Raw genomic sequence first — 16,454 nt, 5'->3', positions numbered from 1 at the left:
TATTTCTAATTCTATCATATCTTTGCTTAGTACTTGGTACATAGGGTTGTGTTTTTATGTTTCGCAACACAAATATCTACAACCCTTAATTTTTTCTCAAAAAAAGTCAAGATGACTTCATGATTAAAACACATTATTGATACGTATAAATTAGTCATAATAATTCTACCGTCAATTCCAATCATCTGTTTAATTTTTGTAGAATAATTTACTCTTTTTTATTCATTTCATAAATAGGAATACTTTCTTTAGAGTCTGAAATAAGCACAGCATAATCTAAAAAAGCTAAAGTAGACATTCCTTTAACAGCTTCACCATTAGATTTTTCGTCTTGCATAATTACTTCAATTAAATCAGGTTCATTTATAGCATAAGGAGAATCTTTTTTATTTAATCGGAAAAGAGTTTTGTCTGATATTTTACTGTCTTTTAAGTGTTGAATTCCTCTAAAATATTCCTTTTCGTAATCTCCAATACCAAAACCAGCTTCAACTGTGTAACCAGTATAATTTCCTTGTTTGTCATACACTTCATCCCAAACTACTTTACTATCGGTAAAATAACCTATAACAGATATAATTTCTTCTTTCGGATAAATGTTGTTTTCAATAAGTCTGGTAAAAAAGTAAGGATAACCGTCTGCCCCGTCTCTTGCTTTTTTAATATGTGCAAAGCCCATTCTTAAAAATTGTGGGGTTTGTTTAAAATTATAAACAACGCTAAGATCTATATAGTTGTTATAAATGATTGTTTCTCTATCCTCTTTTCCAAAAGAGATTTTAATATTTTTGACAATATGATCTAATGTTTTTTTATCAGAAATAAACGGATTGTACTTGTCTTGATTAGTTTCATAATCATTTACAAAATCTTTTAAAACTTTGTATGCATAGCTCAAATCACCTAAAACAAAACTAGTAGTATCGGTTTTTACCATATCTTGAATTGTTTGAATAGGAGCTAATTCATTTTTAGTATCATTTACAAGTTCTAAAATATGTTTAGAGGTATATTTATAATTTACTTGGTAATCAATGCCAACCACATTCAGTTTATCTTGGTCAGGTAATTGATCATTAATAGTTTTCAACTTTTTCCATTTTTCATATACTTCAATAGTTCTTTCTTGCGGAACACGGTTTCCGTATATTGTAACCAAGTCTTTTAATAAAAGAGTATCTCCATTTTGTAAATACTTATTAAAGTAGTGTGCAATACTGAAATCTGTTTCTGGAAGATAGTATTTTATAGATTTACTTTTTAATAACGATGTTAGTAGCTTTAGTTCAACATCTTCAGTTTTAACACTACCGTGATAAGCACCAAATCCGATAATTTTGAAATCTTTTTGAGGAAATTCAAAGTTGGTATCTTCAACATTAAATCGATTGTTAGCTAAATAATCGGCTTTAGTTTGTTTACACGATTGTAAGATTAAAAAAATTAAGAGTAAAATAGTTGCTTTTTTCATTGTGATAGTTTCTTTTAACGACAAACCACATTTTTTAAATGTGACATTTACAAGGTAGTAATTGGCGACTTTTAGTTGTATGGTTAATTAAAATTTGGCTGAAATAATTGATTAGTATTTAGCTTGAGCTCATGTTGATTTGAACTTTTTTATCTTGAATTTTGACTTTTCCTCCATAGCTGTTTTCTTCTCCAGGATAAATTTCATAAACCTTTGTGTTTCCTTTAATATTAGGAATATTGTTTTTTAAACGTTTACTAGTTAGTATCCAGTTTTTCAGCTGAGTAGAATTTTTAAATTCAAAATCAATAATAAATTGTCTTGTAAACATGCTTCCCTTTTTTTCAATTTCTAAGTCTTTAATATTGTCAGGTAATGCATTTAATCCTCCAATAGTTAATGCAAATTGAATAGCTTCTTCTTTTTCCCATGGAAATACATATGTATTTGAAATATAAATATAAGAGATGCCTAAAAGGAATAATCCAACTAAGGTTCCAAGTAGTGTTTTTTTCATCATAGTAATTTTTAAAATAGCAAGTATAAGATTTTTTAGACTTACTTCTTACTCAGTAAAAAATGTTTTAGGTAATTGATAAGTTTCCCATAAACCAAACCACCATACATCAGTAGAGTTACTGCCAAATTCAATTACTTTCCACGTTTTTCCAGATCTTTTTAATAAAGCCTCTGTATGACAACAATCTTCATATTCACTAGTTTCAATAGGTTTTCCATCTCGTCTTACTTGAGTACCCTGAAACCATGCATATTGTTTACTTACATTTAAAGTATTCACAATAAATAAGTAGTCGCCAGTTTGTGCTCTAACCAAATTCAATAATTCGGTACGCTCTTTTTTATTTTGGGTTGTTTTAACTTTATAACTTGTAAAAAATTGAGCGTTACAAAAACAACAAAACATTAAGCATAAAATAAAGAATATATTTTTCATTTCATTCAATTTAAAAACTGTTTGTTAAAGATTTTAAATATAAGAAAAGAACGAATAGTATGTTAATTACAACAATCTTTAAAAACAGTAAATGGATAAAAAATTTGCTGAATGAAATTATTATTGCTAGGATATTTAGAGTTTTCACTTTTCATAACTCCTACGTCTTTAACACTCCCTTTTCTATTGTAATAAGTTCCGAATATTAAATCCCAGAAAGGCAAAATGTTTCCAAAGTTTTTAGCTTCTTCCATTTTTTTACTGTGGTGAAAATGATGTAACTGTGGAGTAATAATTAAATAATCCCAAAAACTTTTAACAGTACGAATATTTGCGTGAGATAAATATGCAATAACAACATGTGTAACACCAACTGAAAAAATAATTTGATCACTGAAACCAAAAAAAAGTAGTGGTGCCATTTTAAAAAATGTATTGAAGAAAATATTTACAGGATGCATCCAATTAGTTTTAAACCAGTTCATTTCTGTAGGTAAATGATGTATTGAATGAAATTTCCATAAAAGTAAGCTCATATAGGAGTTACTATTGCCTTTATGACTGATTCTGTGATACCAATAAGGTAAAAACTCCCCAATTAAATTGGCAAAAATGAAACTGAAAAAGAAAGGAAAAGAATTCCAAAAATCAAAAGAAGGAAACAACATTTTTTGAAGATATATAACAAAAGACAAGGCAAATGTTTTTCCTAAGGTATCAAACAAAGCTGTTGAAAAAAATAGATGCTTAATATCAGTTAGAAACATTTTTTTGGTTGTTGTCCAATGTTTTTTTAAAGGAATTACTTGTTCTAAAAAAAGAATATAGACAAGTGTAAATATAAAAATTGAATACGATGCTATTTCAAAATTCCAATTGTTTAAGATTACTAAATAACTAAATGTACCTACTATTAATAATAGAAAAGGTATTGCTATTGAAGAGATAAAATGATATTTCATTGTTTTACTTTCTCTTATAGTCGTTGTTAGAAAGTAAAAAGACGCAAGATTAAAGGAATAAATTTAATCGATCTATCTCATTTTTTAATTCTGTTGGTAGTTCACAGTTATTTTTTAAATGAAAATCAGTTATTTGACCTTTATTATTATAGGAAATTTGAACACACTCATTTACTAATTCCTTTAGTTGAACTCTAGCTCTTTGAATTCGAGATTTAGTAGCAGTTAAACTTAAGTTTAATATGTCAGCAATTTCTTGTTGTGGTTTTTTCTCTATATCACTTAAATAAAGAGCAGTTGCATATTTTTCTGGTAAATAAGTTTGTATTATAAAACCAGATAAATCACATACGCAAGAAGCAGGTCTTGTATCTGTTGTACTTATTGATAAGTCTGTTTCTTTTTTAAGTTTTCTGTAGTAATCAGCAATAGTATTTCTAGTTACTTGAAAAAGCCAAGTTTTATAATTTTTAATAATTGTCTTTTTATGAAAACTGTGTAGCAGTTTAATACTAACTTCTTGTAAAATATCGTCAACTATATAAGCATCGTCAATTTTTGTTTTGATGAAGTTTTGTAAATGATCTTTATGTATGTTCCATATTTCAGAAAATGTCATTTTTATAGTTTATGATTTACAGTACTAATCTTAAAAAACTCGTAGTAAAAAATAAATAATATTTTCAACTACGAGTTTAAAGATACTAAATTGTAGTAAGTTTTATTTACCTACTAGCCATTTAAACAGTTACTTGGTTCCAAACACCAGTTTTTGCAGTTTCTTCAGCATATGCTAAAAAAGAAGTAGCTTTTCTACCTAAAACACGTTCAATATCGTTTACCACTAATTGATTTTCAGGATTGGTTAAAACATGACTAAATAAATACTCAATTAACCAAATAACATCATTAGGCAATTGCATTTGTTTCATTCCATTAGTATATTGTTCTAAGGTAATGTTGTGTAAGTTTAAGTTTCTACCACTTGTTTTAGAAATTATGGCTACAATTTCTTTAAAAGTGATTAATTCCGGACCAGTAACTTCAATAATCTCACCATTGTAGGCATCGTCAAGTAAAACAGTTGCAGCAACTTCAGCAATATCATTTGCGTCTACAAACGGAATTAAAACGTCAGTCATAGGCAAGGCAACTTCACCGGATAAAATAGGATTTAAAAAGAAACTTTCGCTCCAATTTTGATTGAACCAAGAAGCTCTTACAATGGTATAATCTATACCAGAGTTCATAACAATTTGTTCGCAAGCTTCAGCTTCTTTTTCTCCTTTTCCAGAGAGTAAAACCATTTTTTTAACACCTAATTCTTTAGCTAAATATGTTAAACTTTCTATATCTTCTTTAGCGCCCGGAACAGCTAAATCAGGATAATAAGTAACATACATTCTTTCAATACCATTTAAGGCATCTGGCCATGTTTCTTTGTGGTCCCAATCAAAACTTGGCGATGCATTTCTAGCGCCAATTCTAGGAGTTATTCCTTTGTTATTTAATTGTGTTACTACTCGACGACCAGTTTTACCAGTTCCTCCGATTACTAAAATGTTGTTGTTCATAATATATTATTTATTGTTTAAAAAAGTTTTTGAATGAAAATTGAGATGAGTAAAATGAAAAATGGAAGCATGTTTGTAAGGGTTTTTATGTTGTGATATTTATTCCAATTCGTTTCGTAGTAGTTCCCAATATGATAGAAACAGACCAAGCAAGAAAGAAACCAGTAGACAGCGCATTTAGTAAAACCGTTATAAAAAGAGCGTAGATTTTCATGCTGTTATTTTTTCAGTTAAATGTTTACCGAAATAGTATACAACAAAGTAAAACTCCACAGCAATGGTATAAAACATAGGGTCACCAAAAAACATAGGATGACTACTACCAGCAGGAATCATAAATACAGGAAGAGTTATTAAAGTGTCTAAAATAACCGCTGTTGTTATAAAAATAAGAGCAAGCGTAGATGGTTTTAAAAAACTCTTTTTATAAAAAAGATAAGTTCCTAAACAAGCACTTGGAATAATACCTAAAACCAATGTAATGTTTGATTGTAGGGTAGCGTTTTCTAAAATAGGTAGGTAATAAGAAATTAGAAAAAAGCAAATTCCTAAAGTCCAAACTAAAATGGCACAAGCAACGCTAAATAATTTTGAATGTATCATAATTCGTTGATTTTAAATGATGATACAAATCTATAACCGATATAAATCAGCGACTTATTCGAAAAGAATTATGGTTTATTCAAAAAGAATTTTATACTTGGCTAGGTCTGTAACCAAACTTTTTTTCAAAGGCATTAGAAAAAGAACCTAAGCTATCGTATCCAACAGCCCAAGCAGCTTCTTGAATGGTTTTTTGTTCTTTTTTAATAAGGTTGTAAGCTTTTTTTAAACGCTCATTTTGTAAGTACTTAAAAACAGGAACTCCAAACTGAGCTTTAAATTCTTTTTTAAGAGTATTGGTATTGGTACCTATTGTGTGTGCTAATTCAGTAAGTGAAGGAGGGTTTTCTAAATCAGATAAAAGTATTTCGTGTGCTAAATTAATTTTTTCAAGCAGTTTTGTATTTATTTTGGTGGATTGCTGAATGGCTAACTCACCGAAATAATGTGAAAGTAAAGCACTCATGTAGCTTTTGTAAAACATCATTTTAATTCCGCCCTCATAAGTGTTGTTAAAAAACTGATCCACTAATAAAAACATTTCAGGGTTCATTTTAAAAACAGTTCCTTCCACATAATGATCTTTTGGATGCACTAATTGATATAAAAACTGTTCTAAAAATTCACCTTCACCATTGGGTAACTTATCTAAGTTTTTTACCGTGGTTGCTATTACCAAACATTGTAGAGGTTTGTCTGCGGAAACATGATGCTCAAAAGTTACTTTTTCATCAGCATAAAATGAAAGCACCATTCCTTTTGTATGCTGAAAAGTTTTTGTTTTGCCGTTATATTTTACATTTAAACTAACATCGCCTGCACCATAAAAAGCAATAGCAATAACAGGTTCGTCAAAAAAGCAAGAATCAATCAATGTTGTATCGGTTGAAGCTTCTTCCAATAAAATAATACAATCATTTATGTCAATTATTTCTCGATTCATTCACTTACTTTTTTCTATATTTATTTCATTTTATCTAACTGAACAAAATCAGACCATCTACTCATATATTGAATAAAGTTTTCACCCAATCCTTCCTTTTGTAAATATTCTTTTGAAACAGGTGTTTCCGTTGCTTTGAAAGTTACATCATTAATTACTCTCTCAGGAAAATCATGATGAAGAATTCCAGATTTACCAATTGAAACAAAATCTACACCAGCATCCATCATATTGGTAACATCTTCGCCATTTCGAATATTTCCAGCTACAGTTAAGCGCACGTTTTTGAAATCTAATTCAGTAAAATGACTCAATAACGATTGATGTTGATATTCCTTTTCTTCAGGTAATTTATAAACATCCCATAAAGAAACATCCAGAAAATCAATCTTAGATTCGTCAATTAATTGTTGGCATACTTGTTTAATTTCGGTTAATTCAAGACCAAATCGTTCAGGAGAAAGTCTTACACCTACTAAAAAATTTTCACCACAAGCATTTCGAATTCCATTTACAATTTCAAATAAAATTCGAGTTCTATTTTCTAAAGAACCACCATAAATATCAGTTCTTTTATTAATGCTAGCACTTAAAAATTGCGCTAAAATGTAGCCGTGTGCACCATGTACTTCAACACCATCATAACCACTTTTTTGAGCTCTTTTTGCAGCCTGAATAAAATCTTCTTTTAATTGATTTATTTCTTCTAAAGAGAGTTCACGAGCACCATGTTTTTCATTTGATGATGGACATACAGGAGCTTCTTTAATCAGATCGGCAGGAGAACGCATACCTGCATGATGAATTTGAACAACAGCTAGACTGCCATACGATTTAATCTTTTTGCTTAATTTTTGATGTCCTTCAATATGATCATCAGAAAAAATACCTAGTTGTCCAGGAAACCCTTTTCCGATGGCTTGTACATGAGAAGCACAAGTCATAACCAAACCAAACTGTCCCTTAGCTCTCATCGTTAGCCAATTATACTCATCGTCAGACAATCTTCCGTCCTCAAAACTTTGAGTATTGGTAAGAGGAGCTAGCATAAATTTATTTTTCATAGTTAATCCGCATGAAAAATGAACAGGTGAATTTAAATGGTTTTTCATTTTAGTTTCTACTAAATATTAGATGAATAGTGTTAGTTAAGTAATAATTGTAAAGATAAGAAATGTAGTGTTTCTAATAAAGTAGAGGAGGAGGTATGTACAATGTTCTAATAGCTATAACATTCCTACATCAATTTTTTGGATGCCTTTGTTAAAAGTATATTAAGTCGTTTGCTATTTTTCTTAATAATGCTTTTTCACATTAAAATAAGCTAATAAGTCAAAAAGAATATAGTTAAAAGCAATTCCTAGTATGCCATTGATAGAGATACTAACGATTAAAAGGTTTGATAAATAATTTAAACTAGGAATATTGATCATTTTAATAACAAAGTGAATTAGAAAAGGAATAAATATAGTAACCAGAGGAATTCTAAAAAACGGACTCAGATTCCATATTTTACCTTTAACAATATAACTAATTGTAATAATTACGAATAGGAGTAAAGAAAGTAAAAATCCAAAACCAATTTCATTAACACCAATTATTTCTGAATTAAATAACAGAATAAAATTACGCACACAAATAACAATAATTATAATAGCGCCAATTAAAAAAGGTAATAATATTATGCCCATGTTTGTTTTTAGTATGTTCTAATTTTATTGATATTCTCTATCGTTAACTTAATTTTGTGAAGATAGAAAAAGGAAATTATTTATTTTTAAATAAACTTAGTATTGATATTTAAAATGATATCTTATAACTAATATTAGGTATCATTAAAGCTTCTCTATATTCTTCTACATTGTTTGTTTTAATATTATACCGATGTCCTTGAAAATCTTTATGATTGGTCGCATTTAATATTTTTAATGATAATTTTTGGGTGTTCTTTTTTTTGTACCACTCATAATTAATTGTAAAATAAGATATAAAACCTGAGTTTGTTTGTTCTGTAAAAGGATTCATTTCATTATAAACAACATCTTTTTCAATGATAGAGCGTGTTTCATCAATAGCTGAAAACCTATCACCTCCCTGATAACTAAATCTTACATTTACACTAATTAAATTTGAATTGTTTTTTCCAATTCTAAATTCTTTACCAGCTAAAGCATTAAATAAAAAGTTTTTATTAAAACGTGTGTTATACCATACATTTGTATTGGTTTTGTATTTTGAATTGAAAATTGAACCTGAAAACAAAAAATAGAATCCACTATTTATATATTGTTCTAAAGTTAAATCTATTCCATAATTCTGACCTTTTCCTGAATTTACATAAGCATCGTTGATAAACCAATTATTCTGCAGGTTTAAAAGAGAAGTTGTGCTATCTTTTATTACAGGAATATTAAATAAATATTGATAATAAGGTTCAATTTTTAAATGTAATTTTTCTGAAATATTCCAATCATAAGCCAATACAAAATGATGTGCTTTTGAAAAACCAAGTTCTTTGTTCGCTTGTAATGAGTTGGAATTAATTGTATTAGCAAAATAAATATTTAAAGGTTCAATTCTGCTATGTAGACCATACCCTAAACTTAAAGCATTAGTATTGTTTAATTGGTAATTAATACCCATACGTGGTTCTAATGAAAAGCTATTATTCAATGTGAAAAGTTGAGAGTTTATTCCCATATTAAATCGCCAATTTTTTGAAGAAAAAGAAGAACTTGTATAAGCAGATATTAAAGTGTTAAACCCGTTTTCTAACACCAAGTTTTTTAAGGTATTTGTTTCATTTGTTTTTTCGTCTAAAGTTAAATTATATCCTAATGCTCTAATCGTAATTCCAGATCTATTAATATGTTTTTTGCTGAACTTTTTATTTAAAAATGTTTTTAGAGTAACATTATATTTTGTGTTTTCTATTTTGTTTTCTGGTTCTAAGTTAGAAAAATCATTAAGCCTATCTGTTTTTAAACTTAATCCATTTGTAGATATAGCTAAAGTAGAGTTTAAATAAGCTGCATTTTTAAACCAATATTTATGATTAATTCCCAATGCTCCCATAAACTGATTCACTTTTTGTTTTTCAATATCTTGATAATATTTTTGCTCTTTTATTTCAGTTTTAGGAATAGATTCCGATTGGTCAATTAATCCAATTCCCCAAATAGAAAATGTGCCTGTTTTTTGGGTTGGAAAGTTTAATTTAAATGATAAATCTTGATAGTTAGTGCCTTTAGCGTCTTCAGGAAGTAAAGAAGAAATAAGTCCAAGAGTAGAGTATCTATAATTTACAAGGTAAGAAGATCCCTTTTTTTTACTCAAAGGTCCTTCCGAAGCAAAATCAATACCTATAATTCCAGCTTCAAAACTATGTTCAAATTCTTCATTATTTCCATTTCTCATTTTAATATCAAAAACACCAGAAAGAGCATTATTATATTCAGCAGGAAAAGCACCAGTCAAAAAATCTGAATTAGCTAACAAATTGCTGCTTAAAGCGGTTAAACCACCACCGCCAAATACACCTAAATCAGCAAAGTGATTTGGATTGGGTATTTCAACTCCTTCAATTTTCCATTGAAGAAATCTAGGAGCATTTCCTCTAATAATTATAGCATTATTACCAACGGAACTAGCAACACCAGCAAAAGAAGAAGACAAACGGGCTGGATCATCAAAACCCCCAGCATATCTATTAGCTTCTTCAATACTTAGCATTCTAGCGCTAACTGTAGCCATTCTATTTATAGGTTTTTCTTTAATCGTTTTTGGTTTAATAACAATCTCATCTAAAGAATAAGAGTTTTCGGTAAGTTTAATGTTCAAAACAACTTCTTTAGAGGAAGTAACAACGATCTCAGGTTTTATAATTGATTCATAACCTATAAAAGATATTTTTAAATCATATCTACCAACAGGCACATTTTTAATAATAAAATTTCCATTTGTATCAGATGTTGTTCCAATATTAGGTACCGTTTCAAGAATAACAATTGTTGCAAAAGACAAAGGCTGTAAGGTAGCCTCATCAATAATTTTTCCTTTAATAGTTTGTGTTATAACTTGAGAATAAGATACACTATGTAAAAGGAAAAGTAAAATAGTTAAAAAGGTTCTTTTTTTCATCTTAATTATTAATTGTTAGAAACAAAATTATAATCAGATGAAAATTATTACAATACTGATTTATCAGTAATTTTTAAACCAAATTTAATTCCCTAGCATATTTAATAGCTTCAATAGAGCTGTTTGCGCCTAGCTTTTTTAGTATATTTTGTCTGTGGGTGTTAACGGTATGTAAACTGATAGATAGTTTTTCAGAAATTTCTTTGCTAAGCAAACCATCAACAACAAAAGAAAGTATTTCATTCTCTCTTTTTGAAAGGTTTGAGTTAACTAAATTAAAAGGTTTAACTACTTTTATATTACCATTTATTAAATTTATCCATTGACTTCTAACACCGTTATATTTTTCTTGATTAGGTGAAATATCCATAGTACTTAAAGCGAGCCAAAAATTCCCAAAACGATCAAGTTCAAGAATTTGAAATTGTTCAATAATTCGAATATATTTATTTTCAGAATTTAATATGCGATATTCATTTTGTAATTTATAGTTTTTTCTTTCAGAAATAGGAAGCTTATATGAATGTTGGATGATAAAAGTACCTATCTTCATAAGAGCAATAAAATCATCAGGATGTATTTTTGAATTATAATAATTTGTGTCAATTTTATTTAAGTCGTATCCAAAAAAATTACTCAAATTATAAGAATTAAAAATATGTTCTTTCTTATGTAAATCAAATACAGTTAATCCACTATTTTTAACTTTAGCCATTTGATTTAAAAAAGGAATTTGTTTTTTAAAAATACTATAATCCAATTCCGAATCAATAAATTGCTGTTGATTTAATATTTCAAAATATTCTTGAGCTATATTTTTTGTATTATTCATTTGCTTATAATTAAACACAATATTTGTGTAAAAATGGTAAATACAAATTTCACTTGTGTTAATAGTAATTAAACTGATACATTATTACAGTTTGTATGTACAGCACAAGTTAACAATATTGCTTAACTAATTTTAAATAATTGAATAAAATAACGCACATAAATAACAACAATTATAATATAACGCTAATTAAAAAAGAGCTTAGTAAAATTACTCTAATTTTATAATTTATTTTTAATCATAGGATAAATTCAGTTGACTTCTTAATCTTATTGTAGTAGATTTATTCATATTAACCTAAAAAATTATATGATGTTAAAAAACATTTCAAACTTAGGTTCAGTTTTAAACAAATCTGAACAACAAATTATTAATGGAGGTTCTTGTTATGATATTTGGGACTATTGTGATTCTGGTGATGCTACTTTTGCAGACTTTGAGATATGTATGAAAGCTAGGGGGTGTTAAAAAACAGGAAGCTCCTTAGGGAGCTTTTGTTAATCTATTAAAAACTTACTGTTTTAATTTTCCTTAGTTTTATCTCTACCTTTTTTACATTCTATTATTTTTTGAATGGCATTATCATTTTCAGGATTCAATGCTAAAGATTTTGAATAGTTAATAATAGCGTTGTTCCAGTCTTTCTTATCAAAATAAGCTTCACCTAAACTATCATATAAATCAAAATCGTTTGGCATTAAACTAATACCATATTTAAAAACTTTTATAGCTACATCTGGTTGCTTTTTGTCTTTTAGCCATTCATAACCAATAACGTTTATTCCCCAGCCTACACCTTTATTTTTCAATTCTTGTTCAGAATATTGTTCTGGATTCATTTTTTCTTGAAGAAATAAAACAGGATTATTAGTATCGTTGTACTTAGCAAAATATTTATGCGCAATAGATTCTTTTTGGGTTTCAAACAAGTCAATCATCATTGTTTTATGATTTCCTTTTTTTAACTCCTGCATTAAGTCTAACTCAACAAATTGTGTAAAATCAGTATATAAATACACCCTTATTTTCAGAGAAGTTAAATCGTAAATAGTAGAAAACTGTGTAGAGGTAACTTCAGAATTTTCAGTTTTCATATTATCCATTACTTTACTACAATAATCTAAACTAGCTTTAGCTTCCGTAGCATTTAAAAATTGTAGACCTTTTTGAAATCTAGGAATATCAACATCTTCCAGTGAATTTATTTGTGAATAGTAAAAGTTAGAGAATGATTTTTCAGGTTCATCACCAGTAATTAATAATTCACCTTCCACAATTAAATAGGTCCCCGATTTATCAACAAATACAATCATGCTACTAGAAAGAAAACTTAAATCAATAGTTTCTAAATATGCTTTAACTTCTTCTACAGAAGACATAGATTGCATGATATTTCTAATGGCTTTAACTAGAGAAATCTTAGTTTTTCCAGCGGTATTTGTAACAGGTAACTCGTCATTAGCAAAACCATCAAACATTAAACCAGCTTCATTAATAGCGCCTTGAGCAAAATTATTCAACCTTCCCATATACATAACTCCAAATTTATGATTACCAGCTTCTTCAAACCAAAATTGATTATTAGGGCTAAGAAAATCTTCATTGTTTCCTACAAAGGTTTTTCCGTTTTTGGTTATTTTATACATACTACAGCTATTACCAATGGTAGGAAATAACAAAAAGATGGTTGCTATGGTAATTATAAATTGATTTTTCATTTTATCTTTATTAGTCACTAATAAAGACTAGGTGTTTATGTGATTGTTACAGTTTTTCAGTAGGTTATCTTTGAATTTAGAAACTAATTATTATAAAGAATAGAAGTTTTTTTATAAGAATAATGGAAAGCTATTCTTCATTTAAAAATTGATATAATTCGTAAGCTTGAGTACTAGTCAATCTTTCGCCAAAATTACTTTTATGATAATCAATACCAATCAGATCAATTTTTGTTGAATCAATTTTTTGATTTCTTAAAGTTATCCAATTCCAAAACTTCAAAGAATCAACCTTATGTAAAGAAGGACCAATTAATTTTTTATTTAGTTTATGACATGAGGCACACATTATATTAAATATTTTTTTTCCTTCTCTAAACTCAGTAGAGTAAACAACACCACAAACAGCATTATAAGTATTTACGTTATTATTACTGTCTATCAATTGTTTGGGGTTGATTAAAATAATGCCAATAAAGCAAACAGAAGTAACTAAAAATATTTTAGTGAATGTTTTCATTAGACAATTAATGTTTATTCGATAATTTTTTTATTTCTAATTACATCAAGCCCAAGAAGTCCTTTTGAAATTTCAATTTTAATTTTATTCCCTTTTTTTATGCTCGTATTCTTTTTTAAAATTAGTTGCTTGCTCAAATCTTTGTGATTTATATAAATATATTTACTTTTTGAACTACCTGAGAGTTTTCCTATTTCTGATACTATGTAAGTTTTGGTGATTGATTTATCGCTTGCAAAGTAAAAATTACAGATTAAGAATAACGAAATAATCAGAAAGCCAGCAGATACAATACTTGCTGCAAAAGCATAAAAAGAAGATACTACTGAATATGTGTTGTTGTAGTGGTCTCTTATTAGAACAAAAACAATTAAAGAAGGAATTAAGCATAGGATAATTAATAACTTCTTATCGATAAAAGTGCTTTCATAAATTAAGATTCCCCAAAGCATCATTACTAGCCCAATAAAAAAACTAGCAGTATAGATGAACTTTGAAATGGTGTTTTTATTCATTGCATTTATTGAGTTTTTATTTATTTAATACAATTTCAGCTTTATTAACCTTTAAGGTTGGATTTTTAGAAGAGACTAGAATTCCTCTAAAAGTATAGTTTCCATCTTCTTCTATTTTAATTTCTGAATTTTTTCCTAAAAAGCTCCAGTTGGTTTTGTTCATAAGAGATGTTTTTATTTCTCCAATGGTAATGTTTTTTTCTGTGGGATCAATTTCTAAACGAGTAAAATCTTCCCCATCTTTAAGAATTTCTAATCGAAACCTCAGGGCAATATCACCTTCATATTCAATATCCATATCAGACCAAATAGCAATTTCTTCATCTTTTTTTAAATTTAAAGAAGTTTCTTTTATAATTAGATTGGCATTTTCGGTACTAACTTCATTAATTGATAGTCTAGCAACTTCTTTACCTGTTAAAACGCTACATCCGATAAGAATAATTGTAATAAGAAATACAGGTAGCGATAATGATTTTTTCATATAATTTTTGAATGTTTTAAGATTACACATATATGTATCAATAAAGCGTAAAATGTTACTCCTTTTTTTTAATGTTTTTTAGTATTCCTAAATTCAAGTTATATGGCTTTTATATTATATGATGTAGTTCGAAAGAAATTTTAAAATTAATTATAACCCTATAACATCTTTCCTTATATCTTTTCGCCAATTCATGCCATACTTTTTATCAAGATAATTGAAAATTATCTTATTGTATTGTTCAGCACATTCGATGTGTGGAAGTATACATCCAAAATCATAATATTTAAAGTTATATTTATTTTCAATTTTTTCTTGACCAATTTCAAGAAATGGTACAATTCCGCTCGCTAATAAAAGTCTTGGTTTATTCATTTTTATATCTTTTTCAGCAGTTAATTTGTTAAAATCACAATCTATATCTACATATAAGTCAAAATTGTTTTTTAATTCGCCAATGATTTCTAAATGAAAAATTTTTGAATCATTAAAATTCAAAACTCTTAATTCATAACTTCCAGTTTTATCAACTTTAAACTTATATTTTCCTGAGTTATCTAAATCACTAATCTTGTTTTTCTTAATTAACTCAACTGTAGCTTCTTTTGCATCTATCCATTCATCTACAAGATATATTTTTACTTTTCCACTTATCTCAAATTCTGTTTTAATAGTTTGTCCAAAAGAAGTAAAAAAAGAAAAGAATAGTATTAATTTATAAATCATAGTTTATTGATGAATTTTATATAATTCCATTAAATGTTTTTGATTGATTATAAATAGTAATTTCAAAAAGATGCTATTTTAAAATATATTTAGCTAGGAAATTAACTTTTTTATTTAATTTATGACATGAGGCACACATTATATTAAATACCTTCTTTCCTTCTCTAAATTCAGTAGAATAAACAACACCACAAACAGCATTATAAGTATTAACTTTATTATTACTACCCATCAATTGTTTGGGATTGATTAAAATAATGCCAATAAAGCAAACAGAAGTAACTAAAAATATTTTAGTGAATGTTTTCATTACGGTTTTTAACTTTATTAATAATCTTGGCTTTTTTTTTTAGAAATTGTAGAGGTGTATTTATTTTGCTTTTGTTAAAGCCATTTTCACAGCAAGTCCAGTAAGTACAGAAGCCATAAACCATTTTTGAATTCTTAACCAAACAGGCTTTTTTGTGAACCAGCTAGTCATTTTAGCTGCTGAAATAACAATGAATAAATTTACTGTGAAACTTATAATTATTTGTAATGCTCCTAATTGGAAACTTTGATTTAAAATAGAACCATTTTCAGGTTTTATAAATTGAGGAAAAAAGGATAAATAAAATACAGCCATTTTAGGATTTAAAACATTGGTCATAAGCCCGATGTTAAATAGTTTTAAAGCATTATCTGATTTTAAATTCTTATTAGTGTCGAAGATTTTGTTATCAAGTTTTACTGAATTATAGGCTAAATAGAGTAAATACCCAACACCTAAAAATTTTACTACAATAAAAGCATAAGGTATGGCAAAAAATATTGCAGTTAATCCAAAAGAAACCATGAGGATATGAAATAAAAATCCGCACATTACACCAAAAAGAGAAATAATTCCAGCATTTTTTCCTTGTGATAAAGATCTTGAAATTAGATAAATCATATTTGGACCTGGTGAAAGTACCATTAATAATGCTGCTAGTCCAAATAAAAGTAGATCGTTAATTGGTATCATATTTTTAG

Annotated in this window: 20 protein-coding genes; 1 reads left to right on the top strand and 19 read right to left on the bottom strand. The window is 27.7% G+C overall.

The annotated features are described in order from the left end of the window. Positions 1–208: 208 nt before the first annotated feature. From EYW44_RS21085 to EYW44_RS21030, 12 genes are all read right to left on the bottom strand, one after another. Positions 209–1,471, bottom strand: coding sequence for a hypothetical protein (locus tag EYW44_RS21085; RefSeq protein WP_132727570.1), 1,263 nt, complete (start codon positions 1,469–1,471; stop codon positions 209–211). A 118-nt stretch (positions 1,472–1,589) separates the two neighbouring features. Next, entirely contained in the window at positions 1,590–1,988 is a 399-nt protein-coding gene (locus EYW44_RS21080) for a hypothetical protein (protein ID WP_132727568.1), read from the bottom strand. A 48-nt stretch (positions 1,989–2,036) separates the two neighbouring features. Beyond that, complete coding sequence (locus tag EYW44_RS21075) at positions 2,037–2,426, bottom strand: hypothetical protein (RefSeq protein ID WP_132727565.1); 390 nt, start codon at positions 2,424–2,426, stop codon at positions 2,037–2,039. Between the two features lie 62 nt (positions 2,427–2,488). Continuing rightward, the gene (locus tag EYW44_RS21070) at positions 2,489–3,388 is read right to left on the bottom strand and encodes a sterol desaturase family protein (protein ID WP_132727562.1); all 900 of its coding nucleotides are present in this window, start codon (positions 3,386–3,388) and stop codon (positions 2,489–2,491) included. A gap of 49 nt (positions 3,389–3,437) precedes the next feature. Continuing rightward, a complete protein-coding gene (locus EYW44_RS21065) occupies positions 3,438–4,007 on the bottom strand; it encodes a sigma factor-like helix-turn-helix DNA-binding protein (protein WP_132727560.1) in 570 nt (189 codons plus the stop codon). Positions 4,008–4,128: 121 nt separating this feature from the next. After that, positions 4,129–4,962 (bottom strand): NmrA family NAD(P)-binding protein, encoded by an 834-nt coding sequence (locus tag EYW44_RS21060; protein WP_132727557.1) that lies wholly within the window; start codon positions 4,960–4,962, stop codon positions 4,129–4,131. Positions 4,963–5,172: 210 nt separating this feature from the next. Next, positions 5,173–5,565, bottom strand: a complete 393-nt coding sequence (locus EYW44_RS21055; RefSeq protein WP_132727555.1) for a hypothetical protein — start codon at positions 5,563–5,565, stop codon at positions 5,173–5,175. Positions 5,566–5,656: 91 nt separating this feature from the next. Next, on the bottom strand, positions 5,657–6,508 hold the full coding sequence (locus EYW44_RS21050) for a helix-turn-helix domain-containing protein (RefSeq protein WP_132727552.1): 852 nt from the start codon (positions 6,506–6,508) through the stop codon (positions 5,657–5,659). Between the two features lie 20 nt (positions 6,509–6,528). Further along, entirely contained in the window at positions 6,529–7,620 is a 1,092-nt protein-coding gene (locus tag EYW44_RS21045) for an NADH:flavin oxidoreductase (RefSeq protein ID WP_132727550.1), read from the bottom strand. Positions 7,621–7,803: 183 nt separating this feature from the next. Then, positions 7,804–8,199: a hypothetical protein gene (locus EYW44_RS21040; protein ID WP_132727547.1), complete on the bottom strand. Its 396-nt coding sequence runs from the start codon at positions 8,197–8,199 to the stop codon at positions 7,804–7,806. Positions 8,200–8,308: 109 nt separating this feature from the next. Further along, entirely contained in the window at positions 8,309–10,648 is a 2,340-nt protein-coding gene (locus tag EYW44_RS21035; RefSeq protein ID WP_132727545.1) for a TonB-dependent receptor, read from the bottom strand. Positions 10,649–10,721: 73 nt separating this feature from the next. Next, a complete protein-coding gene (locus EYW44_RS21030) occupies positions 10,722–11,480 on the bottom strand; it encodes a response regulator transcription factor (RefSeq protein WP_132727542.1) in 759 nt (252 codons plus the stop codon). Between the two features lie 312 nt (positions 11,481–11,792). On the opposite strand from EYW44_RS21030, the gene EYW44_RS22375 reads away from it, so the two are divergent. Further along, positions 11,793–11,948 carry a hypothetical protein gene (locus EYW44_RS22375; protein ID WP_165872294.1) on the top strand — a complete coding sequence of 52 codons (156 nt, stop codon included), beginning with the start codon at positions 11,793–11,795 and terminating at the stop codon, positions 11,946–11,948. Between the two features lie 53 nt (positions 11,949–12,001). Here EYW44_RS22375 and EYW44_RS21025 read toward each other — a convergent pair whose 3' ends face one another. From EYW44_RS21025 to EYW44_RS20995, 7 genes are all read right to left on the bottom strand, one after another. Continuing rightward, positions 12,002–13,198 (bottom strand): hypothetical protein, encoded by a 1,197-nt coding sequence (locus tag EYW44_RS21025; protein ID WP_132727540.1) that lies wholly within the window; start codon positions 13,196–13,198, stop codon positions 12,002–12,004. Positions 13,199–13,328: 130 nt separating this feature from the next. Then, the gene (locus EYW44_RS21020; protein WP_132727537.1) at positions 13,329–13,718 is read right to left on the bottom strand and encodes a c-type cytochrome; all 390 of its coding nucleotides are present in this window, start codon (positions 13,716–13,718) and stop codon (positions 13,329–13,331) included. A 14-nt stretch (positions 13,719–13,732) separates the two neighbouring features. Next, on the bottom strand, positions 13,733–14,233 hold the full coding sequence (locus tag EYW44_RS21015) for a hypothetical protein (protein WP_132727534.1): 501 nt from the start codon (positions 14,231–14,233) through the stop codon (positions 13,733–13,735). 16 nt (positions 14,234–14,249) lie between these two features. Next, positions 14,250–14,717 carry a hypothetical protein gene (locus tag EYW44_RS21010; RefSeq protein ID WP_132727531.1) on the bottom strand — a complete coding sequence of 156 codons (468 nt, stop codon included), beginning with the start codon at positions 14,715–14,717 and terminating at the stop codon, positions 14,250–14,252. Between the two features lie 150 nt (positions 14,718–14,867). Then, a complete protein-coding gene (locus EYW44_RS21005) occupies positions 14,868–15,443 on the bottom strand; it encodes a hypothetical protein (RefSeq protein WP_132727528.1) in 576 nt (191 codons plus the stop codon). Between the two features lie 73 nt (positions 15,444–15,516). After that, complete coding sequence (locus EYW44_RS21000; RefSeq protein WP_132727525.1) at positions 15,517–15,753, bottom strand: c-type cytochrome; 237 nt, start codon at positions 15,751–15,753, stop codon at positions 15,517–15,519. A gap of 60 nt (positions 15,754–15,813) precedes the next feature. After that, on the bottom strand, positions 15,814–16,446 hold the full coding sequence (locus tag EYW44_RS20995; protein ID WP_132727522.1) for a LysE family translocator: 633 nt from the start codon (positions 16,444–16,446) through the stop codon (positions 15,814–15,816). Between the last annotated feature and the right edge of the window lie 8 nt (positions 16,447–16,454).

The sequence above is a fragment of the Tenacibaculum sp. M341 genome (assembly GCF_004337695.1).
Lineage (GTDB): Bacteria > Bacteroidota > Bacteroidia > Flavobacteriales > Flavobacteriaceae > Polaribacter.
The sequence above is the reverse complement of the archived record's forward strand: the minus strand, read 5'-3'. Positions and strand labels throughout refer to the sequence as shown.

Excerpts from the sequence above, each read along its gene's own strand:
- EYW44_RS21085 (WP_132727570.1), bottom strand. The coding sequence starts at position 1,471 with ATGAAAAAAGCAACTATTTTACTCTTAATTTTTTTAATCTTACAATCG.
- EYW44_RS21080 (WP_132727568.1), bottom strand. The coding sequence starts at position 1,988 with ATGAAAAAAACACTACTTGGAACCTTAGTTGGATTATTCCTTTTAGGC.
- EYW44_RS21075 (WP_132727565.1), bottom strand. The coding sequence starts at position 2,426 with ATGAAAAATATATTCTTTATTTTATGCTTAATGTTTTGTTGTTTTTGT.
- EYW44_RS21070 (WP_132727562.1), bottom strand. The coding sequence starts at position 3,388 with ATGAAATATCATTTTATCTCTTCAATAGCAATACCTTTTCTATTATTA.
- EYW44_RS21065 (WP_132727560.1), bottom strand. The coding sequence starts at position 4,007 with ATGACATTTTCTGAAATATGGAACATACATAAAGATCATTTACAAAAC.
- EYW44_RS21060 (WP_132727557.1), bottom strand. The coding sequence starts at position 4,962 with ATGAACAACAACATTTTAGTAATCGGAGGAACTGGTAAAACTGGTCGT.
- EYW44_RS21055 (WP_132727555.1), bottom strand. The coding sequence starts at position 5,565 with ATGATACATTCAAAATTATTTAGCGTTGCTTGTGCCATTTTAGTTTGG.
- EYW44_RS21050 (WP_132727552.1), bottom strand. The coding sequence starts at position 6,508 with ATGAATCGAGAAATAATTGACATAAATGATTGTATTATTTTATTGGAA.
- EYW44_RS21045 (WP_132727550.1), bottom strand. The coding sequence starts at position 7,620 with ATGAAAAACCATTTAAATTCACCTGTTCATTTTTCATGCGGATTAACT.
- EYW44_RS21040 (WP_132727547.1), bottom strand. The coding sequence starts at position 8,199 with ATGGGCATAATATTATTACCTTTTTTAATTGGCGCTATTATAATTATT.
- EYW44_RS21035 (WP_132727545.1), bottom strand. The coding sequence starts at position 10,648 with ATGAAAAAAAGAACCTTTTTAACTATTTTACTTTTCCTTTTACATAGT.
- EYW44_RS21030 (WP_132727542.1), bottom strand. The coding sequence starts at position 11,480 with ATGAATAATACAAAAAATATAGCTCAAGAATATTTTGAAATATTAAAT.
- EYW44_RS22375 (WP_165872294.1), top strand. The coding sequence starts at position 11,793 with ATGTTAAAAAACATTTCAAACTTAGGTTCAGTTTTAAACAAATCTGAA.
- EYW44_RS21025 (WP_132727540.1), bottom strand. The coding sequence starts at position 13,198 with ATGAAAAATCAATTTATAATTACCATAGCAACCATCTTTTTGTTATTT.
- EYW44_RS21020 (WP_132727537.1), bottom strand. The coding sequence starts at position 13,718 with ATGAAAACATTCACTAAAATATTTTTAGTTACTTCTGTTTGCTTTATT.
- EYW44_RS21015 (WP_132727534.1), bottom strand. The coding sequence starts at position 14,233 with ATGAATAAAAACACCATTTCAAAGTTCATCTATACTGCTAGTTTTTTT.
- EYW44_RS21010 (WP_132727531.1), bottom strand. The coding sequence starts at position 14,717 with ATGAAAAAATCATTATCGCTACCTGTATTTCTTATTACAATTATTCTT.
- EYW44_RS21005 (WP_132727528.1), bottom strand. The coding sequence starts at position 15,443 with ATGATTTATAAATTAATACTATTCTTTTCTTTTTTTACTTCTTTTGGA.
- EYW44_RS21000 (WP_132727525.1), bottom strand. The coding sequence starts at position 15,753 with ATGAAAACATTCACTAAAATATTTTTAGTTACTTCTGTTTGCTTTATT.
- EYW44_RS20995 (WP_132727522.1), bottom strand. The coding sequence starts at position 16,446 with ATGATACCAATTAACGATCTACTTTTATTTGGACTAGCAGCATTATTA.